A 19,697-nucleotide genomic window follows, 5' to 3' on the forward strand; every position below is an offset into this window, starting at 1 on the left:
GTGCATACCATGCGAGAAGTTCGACGCAACCGGCACGATCGCGGCTTCGCGATCGTGATGGTGCTTTTCGTCATCGGGTTGCTGTTGGTGCTCGGCGCAGCGCTGACGATGACCTCGGTGATGAATTCGCAGAACACGGTCAGCGCAGACGCCCGCCAGCGCGCGTACAACACCGCGGAATCGGGCATCGCCGACGTCATGACGCAGCTCGGCAACGGCACGATCACGGCATCGACGACGGGTTGGGTCAACGGCAATACGTTCCCGTCGCAGACCGACACGAACTCGACCTACGACTATCAGATCAACATCAACACGAGTTCGGCCCCGGTCGCCGTGCAAGATCCGCTGACGAACACAGGCCAGACGTGCTCGTCGACGTCCAACCCAGGCACCGGCTGCGTGGCCGTGCCGGGGCTCGGGGCATTCGTCACGGTCCGTGGCCATTATTTGAACCATCAGATGAACGCCGAAGTGGTCGCGCTCTCGAATGACCTCACGCTCAACGGCTACACGCTGTTGACGAAGGGCAACGCGGGCACGAACGGCAACGGCAACATCGCTTCGGATCCGTGCCTTTCGAACACGGGCTGCGGCGGCTCGGCGCCGTCAACGCACAACGTCAAAGCATTCACGGACGGCAGCTTCAACGGCGGCAAGGGCGTGATCGACGGCATCGTCCAGTCGGTCGGCACCGCGACCGCTACTCTGCCTAGCGGCTGTTCTTGGTGCGTCGCGCAGTCAGGAGCCTCCGCCATCGCGTTTCCGTCGAGCAACAACCTGGTCCAAGACGAGAACACGTGGAAGAACGACGCGACCACCCAAGGCCACTTCTACAACTCGACCGCGACGCTGCCGAGCAGCATCAACATCGGACCGGGCCAGACGTTCTTCATCGATCAGGGCATCGACCTGAAGGACATCTCGATCACGAACGGCGGCGGTATCCTCGTCGTCACCGGCGCTGTGACCGAGACCGGCAACCAGGCCGACTCCAACTACAACCTCAGCTCCAACTGCAACACCGACTGTAGTTGCCGGGCGAAGGCGCAGTTGATCGACCTGTCGACCAGCGGCGTCGCGCTGCATGGCGAGGGCACCGGCAAAGGCAACCTGGCCTCGCAAGGCGTCATCTTCGCGCCGAGCGGTCCGGCCACCAACGTCGGCAATGCGTCGCTACAAGCCGCGATCGTCGCGGCTAGCGCGCAGATCGGCGGCGCGGGCGACATGACCGCGGATACATGCGCGGCGCAAGCGCACATCAACATCCCAGGCTACAACATCACCGGCTACGGCGAATATTGATCGCGAAGACCCATCTCGCAAGCGCTCCTCACCGCGCCGGCAACCCGGCGCGGTTTTCTTTTTCCGTGGCCGCTCGAGGTGACTGGAGCGGTCGACCTTTACGGTCGACCGCAGACGACCTAACAAGTCGAAAGACCGCGGCGGTCGAGCTGAAGCTCGACCGTTACATCCGCATCTACCTGGGCGGGAGCGGGCGCTCGCGTTCGACGCGGCCCTTGCGAAAGGCGACGCTGATGCGCGGCCCCACATTGTCCTTCGTCTTCGGGATGCCGTGATCGTAGTTGAAGTGGCTCTCGAAGCTCATCACGAGGAGGCTGCCGGGTTCGAGGTCGAGGTCGAGGATGCGTCGCGGTTTGAATCGGCTGCGGATCGTCATGCGCCGCACGGCGCCGAGACTGACGAGCGCGACAGGTGGCTTTTCCGGCGTGGGTTCGAGCCGATCGCCATGCGGTGCGACGCTGTCGTCGCCGTTTCGATATAGGTTGAGCCCGGCCGACGTGAAGCGCACCTTGCAGAACGCTTCGACGTCGGGCACCATTCGGGCGATCGGTTCCGGCAGCGCATCATCGAGCTTGAACGACGCGACGAGTCGAGGCACGGCGACGATGCGATCGTACATCGGACGCTCTTCAGAGCGCCATTCGACGCCAGCGCGCAACTGCTCGAACCACGCAGCAATCGTCGTTTGATCGAACAGATTACGACGATATATGATGCGTCCCAATTCGTCATCGACGAGCGTTTGGGTCTCAGGGGGTTGGGAAAAATATAGTTGCATAAGCATGCGAGTGTTCGCCCGCTGCGAGTGTGACCCCCGTCGCTGACTCAGGCGAGCGATTCGACAGAGAATGATATCGGGATGCGCCGCGCAGCTGCGGCGCAAGGAGTTGGAAGAACATGGATGCTCTCGTCATCGTGCTGCTCGTGATCATCTTACTCGTCGTGACGGGCCACGCGAATCTCTAGACAGAGATATTGAATGGGAGCGCCGGTCCATAAGTGGCCGGCGTCCCAGGCACGGGCCGTCGGGGTGCCGAAACCGGGCCTCCGATGAGCGGTGCGTCTACCCTTGAAGTCGTCAACGTCATCGCCACCGTGAGCACCCTTTTGGTGCTCACGGCTACGAGCGTTGCCGCGATGATCCAACTTCGGCACATGCGGGTCAGCAACCAGCTCGGTGCGTTGATGTCCCTCGAACACGAATTCCACACGGAAGAGCTCCAGAAATCATTCCGTTTCGTGCAATTCGAGTTCAGCCAACGCATGCACGATCGCGGGTATCGAGGGGAACTCGAGCGCATCGGCTTCATCGATTCGCGGATCCATCCGGAGATGGACGTCCTCAACTGGTTCAACGAGATGGGTACGCTGCTGAAGAACCAGCTCGTCGACGAGACGACGTTCATGGAGCTGTTCGGCCGCCTTGCGGTCCAGTACTGGGAGATCCTAACGCCCGCGATCGCCATCGTCCGGCGCCGGCGAGGCGAAGCGCAATTCCACAACTTCGAGTATCTCGCGATCCGTGCGCGTAAATGGCTGTCGGACCATCCGCACGGCGACTTCCCGAAAGGCGCGCCCCGAATACCGATCCTCGATGAGTGGCGCGAAGAGGACAGCAAAGAGCCCCAACCCCTCGAATCCTGATCAAAATCGGCGCGCGTCAAATGGAGCGGTCGACCTTTTACGGTCGACCGCCACGGCGTTGCCTAGCGCTTCGCTTTCTTCGTGGGCCGAGTCAGATCGGGTGCGTCTTCGCCGAGCGCCGTCGCTAGATCGATCTGATGGTCTTGCTCGTTGACGAGGATCGCGCGGATCTGCTCGGCCATCGCGAACTCGCCGAGCTCCTCGCATTGCCGGACGCGCTCACGATAGTTGCGGATCGTCTCGTTCTCGTTCTCAAGATCGAAGCGGAGCATCTGCTCGGCGGATTCGGACGTGCGAACGGGCTTCGGCGTGACCGTCGGCATCGCACCAAGATAGTCGATCTGACGCGAGATGATGAGCGCGTGTTCGAGCTCTTGCTTCGCGTGCTCTTCGAGCTGCGCGGCGATGCTCATGTACGCGGCACCTTTGAGCACCTGCGAGTAGACGACGTAGCCGATTATCGCTTGGTATTCGCGCGAAAGGTCTTCGTTCAACAGCTCAGCGAGCCCGGCTCGCGAGATGGTTGTTTGGCCGTTCGAAGATGGCATGGTAGGCTGCTCCTGTATAGGGGGTGGTTTCGAAGGAGCGTACCCTTGGGCGGAGCGACGCAAAACGCCCTCTAGAAATGGCCGCGGCGGTCGAGCCAAAGCTCGACCGCTACAAGCCTCTTGGGTTACCGGGCGGGACCGACGGCGACACCGAAGCCGAGGTTGCCGGCGGGCTCGTTGATCACGTTGTCGGGCGACGAACTGCCCGGCTTGTACTCGTCGACCCCACCGCCGGTCATGGCGTAGAGCGTGCCGTCGGGCATGACCGTCAGGTCCTCCGCGCCACCGTTGATCATGCGCGTCGGGTTTTCAGAACCCGGCGCAAACACCGCGATGACATCGCTGTTATATGTAGAGACGTACATGTTGCCTGCACCGTCAACGGCCAATCCAGGACCGCCGAGACCGCTCAGGTTCACCTTCAGCTCCGTCACCTTGAGCGTCGTGACGTTGAGCTTGAAGATGTGGTAGCCGTCCTTGAACGTCGAGGCGCCGACAAGCAAGTTGCCGCGGCGATCAAAGGCCATCTGATCCGACTCCAACGCATAGCCGTTGAAGTTCAGCGGTACCGTCTTCGATATCGAATCGCTACCCGGCGCGTAGATCGCGACGCAGTCGCCGGTGCAGTTGTTCGCGAGCCGCTCGTTGACGTAGACCGTACCGTCCTTGCCGACCGCGACCTCGGTCGGATACCAAAGCCCGTCGTTGAGGACTTTGAACGGGAAGCCTTCGCCCGGATGGAATTCCGTGATGCCTGTCGTCGGCGCGCCTTGCGGGATGTTCGCGACGTAGAGCGTGCCGACCGAGTCGACCCACATGCCGAACGGTCGCACCGTTCCGTGATTGATGATCCGCTGCGGCTGCGACGGATGTGCTCCGAGAGCCGCCGGATAGACGAAGACCTGCCCGATACCGGGCGCCCCATCGAAACTCGAGAGATAGACGACATTGTGCGTGCCGCTGTTCTGCTGCACGAACGCATTTCCGCTGCGCGAAGGCGTAGCGATGGCCGATGATGTGCCGGCCGAGCCGCAGCCGGCGACGACAGCGGCGAACGCGACAGCCGTCAACCCCAGGCGCAAGGAGTTCATAGACATCTCCAACCGTCCTTATCGTGACATCTACCCTGTCAGGTCCAGGCTAGCGCGCGCACCTTAAACCGTGCTGAAGCGGTCGCGGCGAAAGTCGTTTCAGTTTTTCAGATTCATCATCGAGCCCGGCCGGCTATCCATAAACTCGATGTGCGAGATGACCGCGTTCCAGGCTGACGACGAGATGCCGATCGGGCTTCGAAACGGACTCTCGAGCTCGAAGATGAGCACCATCATCGTCGCGATGATGACCGCGACCGCGCCCGTCATGACGAGATGCGCGCCCGCGCTCTCGACTTGGAAGAGGTAGCAGAAGCCGACGACGACGATCGCGCCGATGAACAGCACGATCCATTGCAGCTCGGTGAGCGCCGCATCGCTGCCGCTCAAGCGCTGCTGGCGCGCGTCGTGTAGCGTGTTGAGCAACGCGATCTCGGCCGCCTGCGCGTTGGACTCGGTCGCATCGCGAGGGCGCAGCTGACCGACGGCGGTCGTCGCATCCATGATGATCGTGTCGCCCTGCAGGCTGAACCCGCCGTCGCGCATCTTCGGCCACTCGTCGTCGATCATGACGTGAGAGTAGTCGAGCATGTCCGCGCGCATGACGCGGCGCGCTGCGGGAGCTCGACCGCGTCGTGCCAGGCATCGAGGACGCTCGCCGTCTCCGACGCAAGTCGTTCTTGCGCCGTCTGATAGTGTTCCCAGGTGACGACGGTCATGAAGCCGAGGACGACCGCGTAGAGCGTGCCGACGACGGCGATGATGAAACCGGCGACTTCGTTGCGCCTGACGAATTCAGCCGACTTGAAGCGCCGGTGGACGAGTATCTGCCCTCCACAGGCGAGGGCCGCAGCGAGTACGATCGCGAGGAAAAGCAAAAGGTACGGCGGGATAGCGTAGAGCCCCATCAGGCTTTGAGGAACGTGCCTTCTTGCAGTTCCGTGAACGCCTCGCGCAGCTGCTCCTGGGTGTTCATCACGATGGGTCCGTACCACGCGACCGGCTCGCCGAGCGGCTTGCCAGATACGAGGAGAAAGCGGACGCCGTCCTCGCCCGCTTGGACGACGACCTCGTCACCATCGTCGAAGAGGACGAGCGATTTGTTCTCCGCGTTTGCAGGCGGCGCGGTGTCCGCCCAGGCGACCGGTTCGGTCGGCACGTCGAGCGGATCGGACGCGTTCGCGAATTTGCCGTCGCCCGCGAAGACATACGCGAAGGCGTGCCGCGTCGTCTCGACTGGGATCGAGCGTTTGCGGCCGGCCGGTACCGTGACGTCGAGATAGATCGGATCGATCGCGACCTCGTCGACAGGACCGCGCTTGCCCCAGAACTCGCCGCAGACGATGCGCACGTGCGTGCCGTCGTCGTCGGTCACCTCGGGTATGTCGCCGGAGATGACCTCTTGATAGCGCGGCTTCATCATCTTGAGCTTGGACGGCAGGTTCGCCCACAACTGAAAACCGTGCATGCGTCCGGTCGTGTCGCCCTTGGGCATCTCTTGATGGATGATGCCGCGACCCGCGGTCATCCACTGGACGTCACCCGATGCGATCGTGCCGCTGTGCCCGATGCTGTCGCCATGTTCGACGGAGCCGGCGAGCACGTAAGTGATGGTCTCGATGCCGCGATGCGGGTGCCACGGGAAACCCGGCAAGTAGTCGGCGGGGACGTCGTTGCGGAAGTCGTCGAGCAGCAAGAACGGGTCGAAGTCGGACGTATTGCCGAACCCGAACGCTCGCCGGAGATGGACGCCCGCGCCTTCGAGCGTCGGCTTCGATTTGATGAGGCGCTTGATCGGTCGAACTGACATGGGCCCGGCTTTCGCGAAGGCGATTTGAAGTTCTTTTAGTCCTTGGCGGACGGATTGTAGAGGTCGCGGTAGACGAACGCCAAGATGATCTGATAGCCGAGGAACGTCATGATCGCGCACGACCAAGCGAGGACGCGCGGATCGGGCCACACGAAGACGAGCACGAGCGGGATGAACTCGACCGCTTGCATGACGGTCCAGAACGACTTACCCGAAACGCGAAGCGCATCGACGTAGGGAAGGAAGAGCTCGATGTTCGGTTCGCGCTGCGCGAGCCTTCGCGTGTGGCGCGCGAAGAACGACGCGTAGCAGAGCACGAAAAACACGGAGATGAAGCGCAGCGTCAAGGCGTTCGAGAGCAGCGCGAGCATCGAGCCGAAGAACGCGTATTGCAGGTATGACATCCCGGCGAGCAGTGCGGCCGACGTCGACTGCGCCCAGCCGCGCACGATGAAGCCGCCCGTCCAGATGACGACGGCGACGCTGGCAATCGCGACGAGCGCGTTCGTCGGCACATCGACGACCGGGGGCGGATTGAGCAGCCAATTCATCGGATTGCTTCTAGGAAAAGCATTTGTGCCGCGTCCATCAAACGACTCCGCCCATACATGTTGTGCAGGGCCGAAAACGGTTGTTACGCCCGATACGCGGGCTGTCCTTGGACGATGCGGCTGGTCGCCGTCATCGCCGTCGGTCTAGCCGGCTGCAGCGCGCTGCCGCATCACTCCGGCATCTACGCGATCATCGATCTTGCGCCGCACGCCCAAGTGAAGGCGCTCGTACCGGCGGAGGCCGGTCACGTGCTCGTCGTCGCAGACGACCTGCAGACCCACAACGACACACTGATCGATGTGGCGTCCGACGGCTCCGTGAAAGCGCTGCCGGTGAGCGGGAACTGGCACGACATCACCGGCATTTCGCGTGGCACGGATGGAACCGTCTGGTTGTCGGCAGGCGATCCGCGAACGCGCCGCTACGAAGTCGCGCGCTATGCATCCGGCCGCGTCGAGTTCGAGCGTCGAACGGCAGGCTCGGCCGCATCGATCGCTGGCGCGCCGGATGGTTCCGCTTGGGTGGCGGAGACGTCGAACGATGAGATCAGGCATATCACAAGCGCCGGCGAACTCACGGAATTCAAGCTTGCGCGGATCGCTTTGGTGCCTCACGCCGGTCCGTGGAGCATCGCGATCGACAAGCTCGGTGATGCGTGGTTCACGCTCACGTGGGCGGACGCGATCGGGCGGATGACACCCGCGGGTAGGCTCTCCATATTCAAGGTCAAGACCCCGAATAGCCGGCCGCAGGGGATCGGCATAGGCCCGGACGGCGATGTGTGGTTCACCGAACTGACCGCGAATAGGATCGGACGGATCTCACCCGCCGGCGCCGTGACGGAGTTCGCGAGTCCGAGTATCCGAGACAATCCGCACGCGATAGTCGCCGGCATGAACGACGACCTCTGGTTCTGCGAGATCGGCACCATCGGTCGAATCACAACGTCAGGCGAGATCACGACTCGGCTGGCGCCGTTCGGTGCGTGCGGCGGGATCGGGGTCGATCGGTCAGGGCAGGTCTGGTTCACGCAAGACATCCCGTCGGCCTTATTTCGTGGACCAACGCGAACGGCAGTCGCGACGTTCACGGAAACGGACTGGTCGGAACGCTAGTTTGACGTCATTCGCGCAAGGCCGCGGCGGTCGAGCTAAAGCTCGACCGCTACATTCATCTTTAGTAAGGCGGCGGCGGTCCTTGCTCTCATGCGTCCAAAGCAAACGTGTAGATGATGAGGTAGTCGCGCGTCGTGGGGTTGCCGTCGAGCAGCGGGGAGCGGTAGACACTACCGCGCGCGGCCTTGAGAGCTGCGTCGTCGAGCTGCGAGCTGCCTGAGGACTGGACCACGACTGCAGCCTCGACCTGACCATCAAGGCCGATCGTCACGCGAACCGTTACGGTCCCTTCGACGTTCTCATCCTTGGCGATCTCCGGATAGTCCGGCGTCATTTTGCGGATGAATTCGCTGTCGACGATCTGCTCAGGTGCTCCGGGTGTCGGGCTTGCGGCGGGAGCAGCGGATGGTAGTGAGGTCGGCGGCGAGACGACTGGCGCCCCGGTCGGTGTCGCGATATCTGTGATCCCGCCGTGTTTCGGTTTGTTGTCGCCCGAACTTTGGTGTGGCGGGTGTACGGGGGGACGTGTCTCCGGCGAGCGGGTTTGTTGTTCGTGCGGCACCGCCGTCACGACGATGCGCGGGGTAGGCGCTGGAGTCGGGGTCGGGGTCGCCTTTATCAGGTGTTCGAGCTGCGCATATTGCAGCGGTGCGGCCGCCGCTGGTTGGAAGCGAGGAAATATGCTGCTGCCGACGCTGCCGATGACGACGTGGACGAGCGCCGAGGCGACGATAAACGAGAGCGTCAGCACCGCGAGCGCATATTTCTCGCGTTTCGTGAAGAGCGGCGGCGGCGAATCGGTTTGCGTGTCCATCGTGCACGCTATGTCGCGCTAGCGTGCCCGACGGTTCACATCGAGTGCTACTCGTGCGCGGATTCTTCGCCGCGTTCCGACTCCGTGTCGAGCGCATCGACCACTTCCGTGAGCCTGCGCACGATGGACGTCCGCCGGGGATCGTCCGGCCCACCGCTATACACCCCGATGAGCTGGCGGTAGTTCCATACGATCCGGTCGCGTCCGCCGTCGCGACTGAAGCGCGACCAAAGGCGGTCACCGACGACGCGGTAGTCATCGAGCATCGACCGCGCGTTGTGGAGCTTATCGGCGGCGCTGATGAGGTAGACGGAAACGTCGTCGTCGGCGGCGAGCTGCTCGATGTAATGCTGCTTGCGTTCGCGCCACGGCGCCTTGACTTTCGGGTCTTCTTCGAGCGAGTCGGAACACGACTCGACGATGTCGGCGACTCGAGATCCGAAATGTGTCCGAATCTCTTCGAGCCGCCGATGGCCGCCTTGATCCTCGGCAGCGTCGTGGAGCAGCGCGGCGATCGCCTCATCTTCCGTGCCGCCCGCGTCGATGACGAGGCCCGCAACCGCGAGCAAGTGGCCGAGGTAGGGAATCTTCGTGCCCTTGCGCCGCTGGTCTGCATGGACGAGCGCGGCATAACGTACCGCATCGAGAAAGCGGTCGGTGAGTCGGGTGCCGGTTTCATCCATCATCTATATAATAGCGTGGATTGGCGTCCCACCCAAGGCGGTCATCTTATGGACGGGTCGTTATCTGGACGGAATTCGCCATTAAGGGTTGACGCGGAGGAGTTCGTAGACGGCGGACCGTAGCGCCCTTGCCCCGTAACCAAAATCGAGGAGTCAAAGATGGCCACAGCCAGCAAAGTCGGCATCAAAGGCATCGACACGACGATGTATCTCGTCAAGGACGTCGATCGAGCGAAGAAATTTTACACCGATCTCTTGGGATTCGAGCCGACCCTCGAGTTCTTGCCCGTCGGCGTCGAGTGGACGTTTCCGACCGGCGAGACCTTCGGCCTCGTAAAACCGCCGAATGCGCCGTGGGAGAAATCAGGCGGCGTGCATTTCGGCGTCGAGGACATCAAAGCTGCAGTCGCCGAGTGCCAGGAGCGCGGTATCGTGTTCGAAGATGAAGCGAAGATCTACGAGACGCCCGGCTGCTTCTTGGCGTTCGCGCTCGATACCGAAGGGAGCGGCCTCATCCTCCACCAGTTGAAGCCCGGCCGCTAGGTCACTTCAGGCGCGCAAGCGCCACGATGTACCACGCGCCGTTCTTTTCACCGATCTCCAGCGACCCGTCGTCTTCCAAGACGCCGGGTCCGTGTTTATAGTAAAGGATGAGCTTGTTGAGCGGCTTGATGCTCGCCCCGTACGTGTGGCCGTTCGGGTCTGCGTAGTGCGGATCGGGATCGGGGGCGAGTTTTGTGACCTTCGTGCCGACGATCGTCTCGACTTCGAATGCCTTGAGCATCGTCTCGGTGAGCCAGCGCGACGATGTGTCGGCGGTACCCCAGTACACGAGCGAGTCGACTGTCTTTCCGTCATGTGCATTGATGGCATCGGATAGGCGTTGCGCGAGTTCTTGCGCCGTCTTCGGGAGCGCTGCCGCGGTCGAGCCGGCGCGAGAGGCGATCGGAAGGGCGAGCGCGAGACCCAAAGAGAGAAGAAGAGCTAGACCGAGTCCCAACTGGATAGCCCGCGGCGGTCGAGATGAATCTCGACCGCTCCCCATTTGACGTGAGTCTGGATCGCTAGGTTTCACTGTACACTTTGGACGTTTGCTGATCGCTCACGTTAGGTTTCTTGAAGTCGAGAATGCGGCGGACAGGCCGCTCGATCGCGGCGACGAGGCGATCGCGCACGCGCCGTTCCGTGATGTACCGTTCGACGAGCAACCAGCCGAGCGCGCCGACGAGCACGCCTGCTACCATCGCGGGGATCAAAGTCTGGCCGCCGGCGAATGCGAACCACGCCTCGATTGGATCGTGATAGAGGTAGATGCTGTACGCCATGATCCCGATCATCGCGAGCGCCCGATACGAGAGAACGCGTTGAAAGACGCCATTGGCGACGCCGGCAAGGACGAGGAAGAAGGCAGCGACCTGCCACCATATCTGGTTCTGCACGGCGTACGCGAGATGACCCTTCGGTTCGAGCCACAGCGAGGCGGCAACGGCGATGACGAACAACGCGGGCGCGAAGCGGTTCACTTTGTTTCCACGGATCGCAAGATCGGCCGCGATGATGCCGAGCAGAAAGCCCGGCAGCGTTGCGAAGTCGAGCCGCTGGAAGGGCGTGAACCAGTACACCGACGGAGCCGCGATCATGAGCGCGTAGATCGTCACCGGCCAGCGCATGTAGAGCCACATGAGAATCGGGAAGACGATGTACCACCGCATTTCGACGGCGAGCGTCCAGAAGGCACCGCATAGATTCGTTGAGCTGTTCAGGAAGAACAACTGCAAGACGCCGTTGCCGAATGTCGGCGGCAACTTGACCGTCGGCCACGGAACTTCTCCGCCGTGCGCGACCACGAAGAGCGAAACGGCGAGCAGCGCTAGGAACGCCACCCAATATGCAGGCACGATCCGGACGACGCGCCGGCAATAAAAGCGGACGACGTCGAACGAAAGCGCACCGGACTCGAAGCGCCGCCGCAAGATCGGGTAGGCGAGGCAAAACCCGGAAATGACGAAGAAGAGGTCGACGCCGTGCGCGCCCTCCTCGAGCGCGTGATAGGACCACCCTTGATGAAAATCCATCGTGTATTTGGCGCCGTGGCAAGCGACGACGAGGAGGATCGCGATGCCCCGCAGGCCGTCCATGTACGCAAGGTGCTGCGGCGCGACGCTTGGCGATGCGGAACTGGGACCGGGGATTGACGCATTGTCGTTCACGATGGGGTGAAGGTTGAACGCGCCCTCGCCGCATAAGCGTCGGGCATCATGCTAAAACGCTGCACTCTACCTATTGTTATCGTCCTAACGCTCGCCGTTCGGAGCCAAGCGGCCGCTGCGGCATCAAATGTCGAGCTTGTCGGGCATAATCCGCTCTTCAATCGCGGGATGAACGCCGCGCTCGCGCTCTACGACCACTACGTGTACGTCGGCGACCGGACCGACGGATCGTCTGTTTGCGTCGGTGCGACCGGCCTTCCGTCAGGCACGACGTGTCCGCATCCACATCCCGGGATACTCGTCGTCGACGTGAAGGACCCGTCGAAGCCGTCGGTCGTCGGGGAAATCGGGCCGCCTCACGCCGGCCTCGTCGGCATCACGACGCGCGAGCTGCGCGTCTGGCCCGCGAAAAAACTGCTCATCGTCATGAGCTTTCGGTGCAGCTCGGTCATCCACGCGTGCCCGAAGGGGACCGACAAAGACTTCCCATTCGACGTCTCGTTTTTCGATCTCGCCGATCCCGTCCATCCACGTTTCATCTCGAAGTACGTGCCGACGTCCCACGACGGTCGTGCCGTGAAGCCGCACGAGATGTTCCTCTGGATCGACCCTAACGACGCGGATCGCGGCCTGCTCTTCCTCTCGACGCCGACGATCGAGACCGATACCGCCCTGCCAAACCTCATCGTCGCGGACATCAGTCAGGTGAGCTCCGGCGGCACCGCGAGCGAGGTCGCCGAGGGGAATTGGAATCGTCTCTTCCCCGGCACGAATCGCCCGGACTACCCGTTCATCTCCGAAAGCAAGGGCATCTGCGGACCGTACGACTGCAACCTTTTCGTGCATTCCGTGAGCATTTCGCCTGACGGCAATCGCGCCTACCTATCTATGGAAGCGGGGCAATTCCTCATCCTCGATACGTCGTCGGTGGCGCGTGCCAAGGCCGGAGATCCCGTCATCTCGCTCAACTCGGACCTCGTGACGAAACCGGTCGACAGGGCGACGTGGGATCAGACGCCGTCATCGCCGACCGCCGTTCCTTTGAACTGCAAAAAGGATTGTCCGAACGGGCACTCGGCGGTGAAGGTACCAGGGCGCGCGCTCGTGTTGACGACCGACGAGGTCTACGGCACGTTTACATCGTCGTCGGGCGGATGCCCGTGGGGTTGGGAGCACCTCATCAATGTGACTGACGAGGCGGACCCGAAGATCGTCGGTGAGTACAAGCTACCGCAGGACGCGCAATCGTTTTGCGGCAGTGCAGGTGACGATGCAAACACAGAAGCGTACACGAGCTGGTCGTCGCACAATCCGACCGTGCTCCACGATCTCGCGATCGCGACGTGGCACTCCGGCGGGCTCCAAGTGACCGACATCAGCGATCCCTCGCATCCAGTGCAGGCCGGTTCGTATTCGCCGACGCCGCTCGACCACGTCGCGACCGAAGATCCAGCGCTCGGACGCGGGGCGAGCCACATCGCGTTTTGGAGCTATCCGATCATCAGGGACGGTCTGATCTATCTCATAGACGTGCGCAACGGATTGTATATCTTGCGTTATACCGGTCCGCATGCGGATGAAGTCTCTCACGTGAGGTTTCTCGAGGGCAATTCCGACCTCGGCGACGGCGCGACGCCTTAGAAAAAAGGGAGCGGTCGAGATATCTCGACCGCCGCGGCCTCACGGTTGCTTGACGCGATACAAAACGTGGCGCTGCAAGCGATTGCCGGCGGGTATCTTCGGATGGTCGAAGTCGTCGGCGGGATCTCTCGTCATGCCGAGCCGTTCCATGACACGCTGCGAGCGGAGGTTGAGCGCTGACGTCATCGCCACGACTTCGTTGACGCCTAGTTTGTCGAACGCGAATTTGAGCGCTGCGCGCGCACCTTCGGTGGCGTATCCCTTGCCCCAAAGATCGTAGGGAAGGCGCCAACCAACCTCGGTCGCAGGCGTGAACGGCGCTTCGAAGGGCACCGCCTGCAAGGCAATGACGCCGCCGAACGACGGGCCCTCCTTAGGTTCGAGCACCCACCAGCCGTAGCCGTTCGCGTCGAGCGCTGCCCTGATGAACGCGGCGATCGAAATCGCCTTCGGACGATCGTACGTGCCGGGGAAGAATTCCATCACGCGTTCATCGGCGCCCATAGCTACCCACGGTTCAAGATCGTCGTCGCGCCAACCGCGCAGCGTAAGCCTAGCCGACTCGATCGTAGGTGCAGTGGGCACAGTACGTCGTTACATACCTGGTTTCGCTCGGCCTACCATCTCGTCTAGAAGATGGCCGCGGCGGTCGAGCTAAAGCTCGACCGCTACAGGTCCGTGATTCAAGGCCGCGGCGGTCGAGCTAAAGCTCGACCGCTACAGATCTTTGTTGGTGCAGTTCGTCCTCAACGTCGTCTTTTTGCGCGCAAGCGGCCAGACGGGCACTCGGTACCGGACTAGGCCATACGTCCTCCCTGCGGAAACTGCGGAGGTCACGCGGTTTTCGTGCGAGCAAATAATCATCGTGACCGTCGCTGAGGCGTTGTCGGTGTTGTCATGTCTAGCGATGGTTTATTCAGGTGCACCTTGAGGAGAATCAACACAATGCGAATCCCATCTCTCGCGACGATAGCCGCCGCATCGGCAGTCATCGTCCTAGCCGGTTGTTCGGGCAACGGATCTTCGTCGATCTCGCAGCTCCCCGGCTCTATCGGCGCGCAGCACTCGATGGTCGCTCGCTCGACCAGCGCGCTGCCCCCGACGATTCAACGGATACCGCGAGTTCATACCTCGGATGCGCGGCAGTCGTTCAATTCCTGCCCGTCTTCAGGAGAGCTCGTCTACGCCGCCGACTTCAGTCTAAGCGTTGTCAACATCTACAGCTTCAGCAACAATACCTTGCAGCTGTGCGGCCAGCTCACGGGCCTCACCAATCCGCAGGGAATGACCGTCCACGCCGGCGACCTGCTTGTCGCGAACACGGACGCTGGGAACACCCTGCGCTACCATCGCGGCGCGTCGGCACCTTTCAAAACCTACACGGATCCGACTGGCGAGTTCCCGACCGGCGTGACCGTCCTTAAGGACCGCACGGTGGTCGTGAGCAACATCTTCAATCCGAATACCGGCATCGGGTCCCTCTCGACGTTCCACCCGAACGGCACGTACGTCGGCACGTTCACGCCGCCGAACGTATCGGAGGACTTCTTCGTCACGAGCCTCGACGGCGTCAACGGGACCACCATCTTCACCGATGGCTTCGACACCAGCGGATTCAGCGCGTTCTGGACGGGGTCGTGCCCCGCTGGCGCGTGCAGCGGCCTGACCGAGGTCGGTGAGGCGATGTCGTTCCCGGGCGGCTTGGTCGACACGAAGTCCGGCGACATCCTCGCGAGCGACCAGATCGGCAACACCGCCGATACGTTCGAAATGCCGAGCTTGACGCCCGTCACGTTCAGCTGGAACTCCGGCGGCGACACAGACGGCATCGACAACGACGTGGTGATCGGCAACCCGATCTCGCACGTCTTCGGCGCGGATGCGGCCAACAACGAGGTCAACTGCTTCCTGTACAGGCAGAGCGGCCATAGCACCGGCACCTGCGGGACCGGCGCGGGCAACTCGGGCGGCCAAGTGGTCGGCGTCGCGGTCGACCCTGGTTCGTAACCTCGACAATTCCACAACGCGGCGGGCGCCCTTGGGGGCGCCCGCTTTTTTGTTGGCGGAGCAGGTTTAGGCGGCTTGGGGTCGCGCAAAAAGGGATTTGTCGCCGTGTCTTCGGGCGGGGCGCCGTTGAGCTTCTCCTGCCTCCGCCGCCGATGGCCACACACGGTGAATCACCTTGAGGAGGAAGCCAATGCGTATCAGCAGTCTCATGACCATCGCTGCTGCGTCGGCGGTGATCGCGTTCGCGGGCTGTTCTGCTAACTCGACGTCCTCGGTCGCGCCGAGTGCCGGGCCAGCCGGACAAGCGCGCACGACGCACTCCACGTTTGGTCACACGACCAGCGTCTTGCCCCCGGCACTCGCGGCCAGGGTCGCTCACCCGGTCAGGTCGGATGCGAGATTGTCGCACAATTCGTGCCCCTCGAGCGGCACGCTCATCTACTTGTCGGATGCAATAAACGGCGTGGTCAATATCTACGACGGCACGCTGACGATGTGCGGCCAGCTTTCCGGCTTCGTCGAGCCGCAAGGTATGACCGTGGTTCACGGCAATCTCTACGTCGCGAACACGCTCGGCAATCCCAACGGGACTGGGGAGATCGATGAGTTCCATCGCGGTGCGACCGCACCGTTTAGGAAGTTCACCGATCCGAGCGGCCAGTACGTGGTCGACGTCGCGGTCACGAGCAACGCGGTCATCGGCAGCAACATCTTCAGCCCGACGACCGGCATCGGATCGATCTCTGGTTTCACGCGCAGCGGAACGTTCGTCAGCAACACCGTGCTGCCGAATATGCTGTTGAGCTATTTCGTCGGCTCGATGGACAACGGAACGCTGTTCGGCGACGGCTTCGATAGCGTTACCTTCACGAGCACGTTCTGGACGTTCACGTGCCCAGGGGGCGCGTGCACGAGCGGGACCGAGCTGGGCCAAGCGATGTCGTTCCCTGGCGGTATCGTCGACACCCAGTCCGCCGACGTCCTCGCAAGCGATCAGACCGGCAACACGGCAGACACGTTTGAAATGCCGAGCCTCTCACCGGCGACCTTCACCACCGATAGCGGCGGCGACGTCGTCACCCTCGACGAACTGGGAGCGCCCGGGGATCGCCCGGCCCCCACGGGCCCAGTGCCGGTATACGGCGCGGATGCGGCTTTCAATGAACTGGTCTGCTTCATGTACAAACAAAACGGTTCCAGCCCTAGCGGCTGCGGCTCAGTCGCGGGCAACGCCGGCGGTCAGGCTCTCGGCGTCGCCGTCGACGCGGGCAGCTGATCTACGACCTAACGCGAATACTCGCACGCGAAGCGGGCGCCGGCATCGGCGCCCGCTTCTTTGACGGATCTAGCATGCGGGGGCCCATGCCATTGGTCCTCGCCGCTAATTCACGTGGAGGTCGGGCGGCTTGCCATCGAGCAAAAGCCATGCGTCACAGCGTCCTTGGGCGAATCACTTGAGGAGGAAAACAATGCGTCTCAACAGTCTCATGACTATCGCCGCCGCCTCGGCAGCGATCGCATTCGCGGGTTGTTCTGCCAACTCGACGTCCGCGGTAGCGCCGGCCGCCGGGTCAGCCGGACAGCCACACACGACGCGCTCCGCGTTCGGTCACTCGACCAGCTTGCTGGCCCTAGCGTTCCAAGCGCGGCTCGCCCACCCGGTCAGATCGGATCCGAGATTGTCGCACAATTCGTGCCCGCCGAGCGGCACGCTCATCTACGTGTCGGATGGGAACCTCGGCCTCGTCAACGTCTACGACGGCACGCTGACGCTGTGCGGCCAGCTTTCCGGCTTCGTCGAGCCGCAAGGCATGACCGTCCATCGGGGCAACCTGTACGTCGCAAACACGCTCGGCAGCCCGAATGGGACCGGGGAAATCGACGAGTTTCGCCGCGGCGCGACCTCGCCGTTCAGGAAATTCACCGATCCGAGCGGACCGTATGTCGTCGATGTCGCGATCGCGAACGACGGGACCGTTATCGGCAGCAACATCTTCAACCAGAACACCGGCCTCGGTTCGATCTCGACATGGCACCGCAACGGAACGTTCGTCGGCAACTTCGTGCTCCCGAACATGCTCGAGAGCTTCTTCGTAGACGCGACGGACAACGGAACGCTATTCAGCGACGGCTTCGACAGCATCAACTTCGCGAGCACGTTCTGGACGTTCGCATGCCCAAGCGGCGCGTGCACGGGCGGGACTGAGCTCGGCCAGGCGATGGGAGCCCCGGGTGGTCTTGTCGACACACAGTCGGGCGACATCCTCGCAAGCGATCAAACGAGCAATACCGCGGACACGTTTGAAATGCCGAGCCTCACACCGACGACGTTCGGCACGACGAGCGGCGGCGATACCGACGGCATCGACGAACTCGGAAACCCGGGGGACGGCCCCAGCGGTCTCGCGCAAGTCTATGGCGCCGATGCGATAAACAATCAATTGACTTGCTACCAGTATAAGCAGAACGGTTCGAGCCCGGGCGGTTGTGGCTCGGTCACCGGCAACAGCGGCGGCGTGTTCGTCGGCGTCGCCGTCGACTCAGGCAGCTGATCCACAAGAAACCCAGACTGGCACGAGAAGCGGGAGCCGGCACAGGCCCCCGCTTTTTTTTGACGGAGCGACCGCTCTTTTCTCGAACTGCGGCGCGTGGACTCGAAGTCGCTGCGTGGCGAGCTTGCGCCACGAATTGCTCCGGTCGTGCTTGCGAACATCACGACGCGCCATCCTTATCACGATTCGCACCTCTTCCGTCAGAACGACGGTCCGTTCGAACCGCTGGCCGTGCATCCAGCCTTCGGGAACTCGTACGATTGGCACTCGAGCGTCCATTCACATTGGACGGCCCTGCAGCTGCTTGCATTTTTCGCGGCGGGTGGCGTTGCTACGACGAGCATCCCGGGAAACATCGTCGATGCTCTGCGGTCCGCGTGTGCTCGCACGCTCGCTGCTAAGAACCTCGAAGCGGAAGCAAGCTACCTCGAAGCGCGGCCCACGTACGAGCGACCGTACGGATGGGCGTGGGCCATGCGGCTGGCCGCAGACGCAAGCGAATTCGGCGCCTCAGATCCGAGCGCTGCGCTGCACCGTCTCGCGCGAGCGATCGCGGATCGAGCGGTCGCGTGGCTGCACGCGATGCCCGGGCCGGTGCGGCACGGCGTTCACAGCAACTCAGCGTACGCCCTCGGTCTGATGCTCGATGCGTCGCACAAGCTCGGGTTCGACGACCTCGCGACCGTGATCGGTACCAAGGCGATGACGTGGTACGGCGGGGACCGCGACTACCCTGCCGCTTGGGAGCGTAGCGCGAACGACTTCTTGTCGCCGGGGCTGACCGAAGCCGATCTCATGCGACGCATTCTGACGCCCGGCGCGTTCACCGATTGGTGGCGCGGCTTCGTATGCGACGGGGTTTCTCGCGACGCGTTATTCGCGGTCGCTGAGGTGCCACGCGTGAGCGACGGCCAAATCGTCCACCTGCACGGCCTCAATCTGTCGCGCGCGGGCGCCCTCGCGCGGATCGCGGCGGTCGTTGAGACCGCGCCTGCGCTCGAATTGCTCGACCGTGCGCGCACGCTCTACGACGCGAGCGTCGCAGAGGCGAGCGGCGCTGAATACCTTTCGACGCACTGGCTCCCGACGTTCGCCTGGGATACGGCGACGAGCCTCGATGCGGCGGGCGCGAAGGGAGCGTCGCGGCGGCACCGTGAACGTCCAACGCCATGAGCAAGGAAACGTCGAGGGCGTTGCGTGTCGACTTGTTGATCGCGCTGTGCGCGCTGTTCGTCAGCTGTCTCGCTGCGGGCGCGGCCGTCTATCAAGGTCATGTGATCGCCAGCCAGCTAAGCGTGACGGTCTGGCCGTACGTCACGGTCAGGGAGTCGTCGAGCAACACGTACGTCGAAGTCGACATCCAAAACGTCGGCTTGGGTCCTGCTATCATCCAGACTGCCGCGCTCTATGTCGACGGCAAGCCGCAGTCGTCACTTTCGACGTCGCTGCGCGAGCTCGGTTTTGTGCCGAAGCGCGGCTCGACCGTGACGTTCACGAACCTCGGCCCAGGCTCGGTGATCCGCCCCGGCGATTCCGTGCAGCTTCTGCGTGTCGATTCGAAGCAGTTCGCGGCCCTGGCGGGCGCGGCTCAACGGCGCACGCGTATCGAGATTTGCTATTGCTCGATGCTCCAGCAGTGTTGGCGCAAGACGACCGGCGATGACTATCCGGCGAGCGTCGGAACGTGCGACCGATCCGGTATCACATCGATCAATACGTAACGCC

Annotated in this window: 22 protein-coding genes; 10 read left to right on the plus strand and 12 right to left on the minus strand. The window is 62.7% G+C overall.

Annotation, left to right across the window (positions count from 1 at the left end):
• Entirely contained in the window at positions 1-1,305 is a 1,305-nt protein-coding gene (locus tag VFO25_05150; GenBank protein ID HET9342277.1) for a hypothetical protein, read from the plus strand.
• 175 nt (positions 1,306-1,480) lie between these two features.
• Here the strand turns inward: VFO25_05150 and VFO25_05155 are convergent, their stop codons facing one another.
• Positions 1,481-2,029 carry an alpha-ketoglutarate-dependent dioxygenase AlkB gene (locus VFO25_05155; GenBank protein ID HET9342278.1) on the minus strand — a complete coding sequence of 183 codons (549 nt, stop codon included), beginning with the start codon at positions 2,027-2,029 and terminating at the stop codon, positions 1,481-1,483.
• A 326-nt stretch (positions 2,030-2,355) separates the two neighbouring features.
• Between VFO25_05155 and VFO25_05160 the strand changes: the two genes are divergently transcribed.
• On the plus strand, positions 2,356-2,949 hold the full coding sequence (locus VFO25_05160; GenBank protein HET9342279.1) for a hypothetical protein: 594 nt from the start codon (positions 2,356-2,358) through the stop codon (positions 2,947-2,949).
• 62 nt (positions 2,950-3,011) lie between these two features.
• Here the strand turns inward: VFO25_05160 and VFO25_05165 are convergent, their stop codons facing one another.
• The 6 genes from VFO25_05165 to VFO25_05190 form a co-directional block, all read right to left on the minus strand.
• Entirely contained in the window at positions 3,012-3,497 is a 486-nt protein-coding gene (locus VFO25_05165) for a ferritin-like domain-containing protein (GenBank protein HET9342280.1), read from the minus strand.
• Positions 3,498-3,622: 125 nt separating this feature from the next.
• Positions 3,623-4,588: a hypothetical protein gene (locus tag VFO25_05170; GenBank protein HET9342281.1), complete on the minus strand. Its 966-nt coding sequence runs from the start codon at positions 4,586-4,588 to the stop codon at positions 3,623-3,625.
• A gap of 99 nt (positions 4,589-4,687) precedes the next feature.
• On the minus strand, positions 4,688-5,191 hold the full coding sequence (locus VFO25_05175; GenBank protein HET9342282.1) for a DUF4239 domain-containing protein: 504 nt from the start codon (positions 5,189-5,191) through the stop codon (positions 4,688-4,690).
• On the minus strand, positions 5,155-5,496 hold the full coding sequence (locus tag VFO25_05180; protein ID HET9342283.1) for a hypothetical protein: 342 nt from the start codon (positions 5,494-5,496) through the stop codon (positions 5,155-5,157). The genes VFO25_05175 and VFO25_05180 overlap by 37 nt, the downstream gene beginning before the upstream one ends.
• Positions 5,496-6,398, minus strand: coding sequence for a pirin family protein (locus VFO25_05185; GenBank protein HET9342284.1), 903 nt, complete (start codon positions 6,396-6,398; stop codon positions 5,496-5,498). The genes VFO25_05180 and VFO25_05185 overlap by 1 nt, the downstream gene beginning before the upstream one ends.
• A gap of 35 nt (positions 6,399-6,433) precedes the next feature.
• Entirely contained in the window at positions 6,434-6,949 is a 516-nt protein-coding gene (locus tag VFO25_05190; GenBank protein HET9342285.1) for a hypothetical protein, read from the minus strand.
• A 114-nt stretch (positions 6,950-7,063) separates the two neighbouring features.
• On the opposite strand from VFO25_05190, the gene VFO25_05195 reads away from it, so the two are divergent.
• On the plus strand, positions 7,064-8,065 hold the full coding sequence (locus VFO25_05195) for a hypothetical protein (protein ID HET9342286.1): 1,002 nt from the start codon (positions 7,064-7,066) through the stop codon (positions 8,063-8,065).
• An 88-nt stretch (positions 8,066-8,153) separates the two neighbouring features.
• Here the strand turns inward: VFO25_05195 and VFO25_05200 are convergent, their stop codons facing one another.
• Together VFO25_05200 and VFO25_05205 are read right to left on the minus strand one after the other, a co-directional pair.
• Positions 8,154-8,879, minus strand: coding sequence for a TonB family protein (locus tag VFO25_05200; GenBank protein HET9342287.1), 726 nt, complete (start codon positions 8,877-8,879; stop codon positions 8,154-8,156).
• Between the two features lie 47 nt (positions 8,880-8,926).
• Positions 8,927-9,565: an HD domain-containing protein gene (locus VFO25_05205; protein HET9342288.1), complete on the minus strand. Its 639-nt coding sequence runs from the start codon at positions 9,563-9,565 to the stop codon at positions 8,927-8,929.
• A 156-nt stretch (positions 9,566-9,721) separates the two neighbouring features.
• Between VFO25_05205 and VFO25_05210 the strand changes: the two genes are divergently transcribed.
• Positions 9,722-10,105, plus strand: a complete 384-nt coding sequence (locus VFO25_05210; protein ID HET9342289.1) for a VOC family protein — start codon at positions 9,722-9,724, stop codon at positions 10,103-10,105.
• A gap of 1 nt (position 10,106) precedes the next feature.
• Here the strand turns inward: VFO25_05210 and VFO25_05215 are convergent, their stop codons facing one another.
• Both VFO25_05215 and VFO25_05220 read right to left on the minus strand, forming a co-directional pair.
• Positions 10,107-10,532 carry a hypothetical protein gene (locus tag VFO25_05215; protein ID HET9342290.1) on the minus strand — a complete coding sequence of 142 codons (426 nt, stop codon included), beginning with the start codon at positions 10,530-10,532 and terminating at the stop codon, positions 10,107-10,109.
• Between the two features lie 94 nt (positions 10,533-10,626).
• Entirely contained in the window at positions 10,627-11,700 is a 1,074-nt protein-coding gene (locus VFO25_05220; GenBank protein HET9342291.1) for an acyltransferase, read from the minus strand.
• 240 nt (positions 11,701-11,940) lie between these two features.
• On the opposite strand from VFO25_05220, the gene VFO25_05225 reads away from it, so the two are divergent.
• Positions 11,941-13,413, plus strand: coding sequence for a hypothetical protein (locus VFO25_05225; GenBank protein HET9342292.1), 1,473 nt, complete (start codon positions 11,941-11,943; stop codon positions 13,411-13,413).
• Positions 13,414-13,452: 39 nt separating this feature from the next.
• On the opposite strand, the gene VFO25_05230 is transcribed toward VFO25_05225, so the two are convergent.
• Entirely contained in the window at positions 13,453-13,998 is a 546-nt protein-coding gene (locus tag VFO25_05230; GenBank protein HET9342293.1) for a GNAT family N-acetyltransferase, read from the minus strand.
• Between the two features lie 360 nt (positions 13,999-14,358).
• Between VFO25_05230 and VFO25_05235 the strand changes: the two genes are divergently transcribed.
• From VFO25_05235 to VFO25_05255, 5 genes are all read left to right on the plus strand, one after another.
• Positions 14,359-15,420: a hypothetical protein gene (locus VFO25_05235; GenBank protein HET9342294.1), complete on the plus strand. Its 1,062-nt coding sequence runs from the start codon at positions 14,359-14,361 to the stop codon at positions 15,418-15,420.
• A 190-nt stretch (positions 15,421-15,610) separates the two neighbouring features.
• Positions 15,611-16,696, plus strand: coding sequence for a hypothetical protein (locus tag VFO25_05240; protein ID HET9342295.1), 1,086 nt, complete (start codon positions 15,611-15,613; stop codon positions 16,694-16,696).
• Positions 16,697-16,889: 193 nt separating this feature from the next.
• On the plus strand, positions 16,890-17,972 hold the full coding sequence (locus VFO25_05245; protein ID HET9342296.1) for a hypothetical protein: 1,083 nt from the start codon (positions 16,890-16,892) through the stop codon (positions 17,970-17,972).
• A gap of 96 nt (positions 17,973-18,068) precedes the next feature.
• The gene (locus tag VFO25_05250; protein ID HET9342297.1) at positions 18,069-19,145 is read left to right on the plus strand and encodes a DUF2891 family protein; all 1,077 of its coding nucleotides are present in this window, start codon (positions 18,069-18,071) and stop codon (positions 19,143-19,145) included.
• Positions 19,142-19,693: a hypothetical protein gene (locus tag VFO25_05255; protein ID HET9342298.1), complete on the plus strand. Its 552-nt coding sequence runs from the start codon at positions 19,142-19,144 to the stop codon at positions 19,691-19,693. The genes VFO25_05250 and VFO25_05255 overlap by 4 nt, the downstream gene beginning before the upstream one ends.
• Positions 19,694-19,697 lie beyond the last annotated feature (4 nt).

This window comes from Candidatus Eremiobacteraceae bacterium, from assembly GCA_035710745.1.
In the GTDB taxonomy this organism is placed as follows: Bacteria; Vulcanimicrobiota; Vulcanimicrobiia; order Eremiobacterales; family Eremiobacteraceae; genus JANWLL01.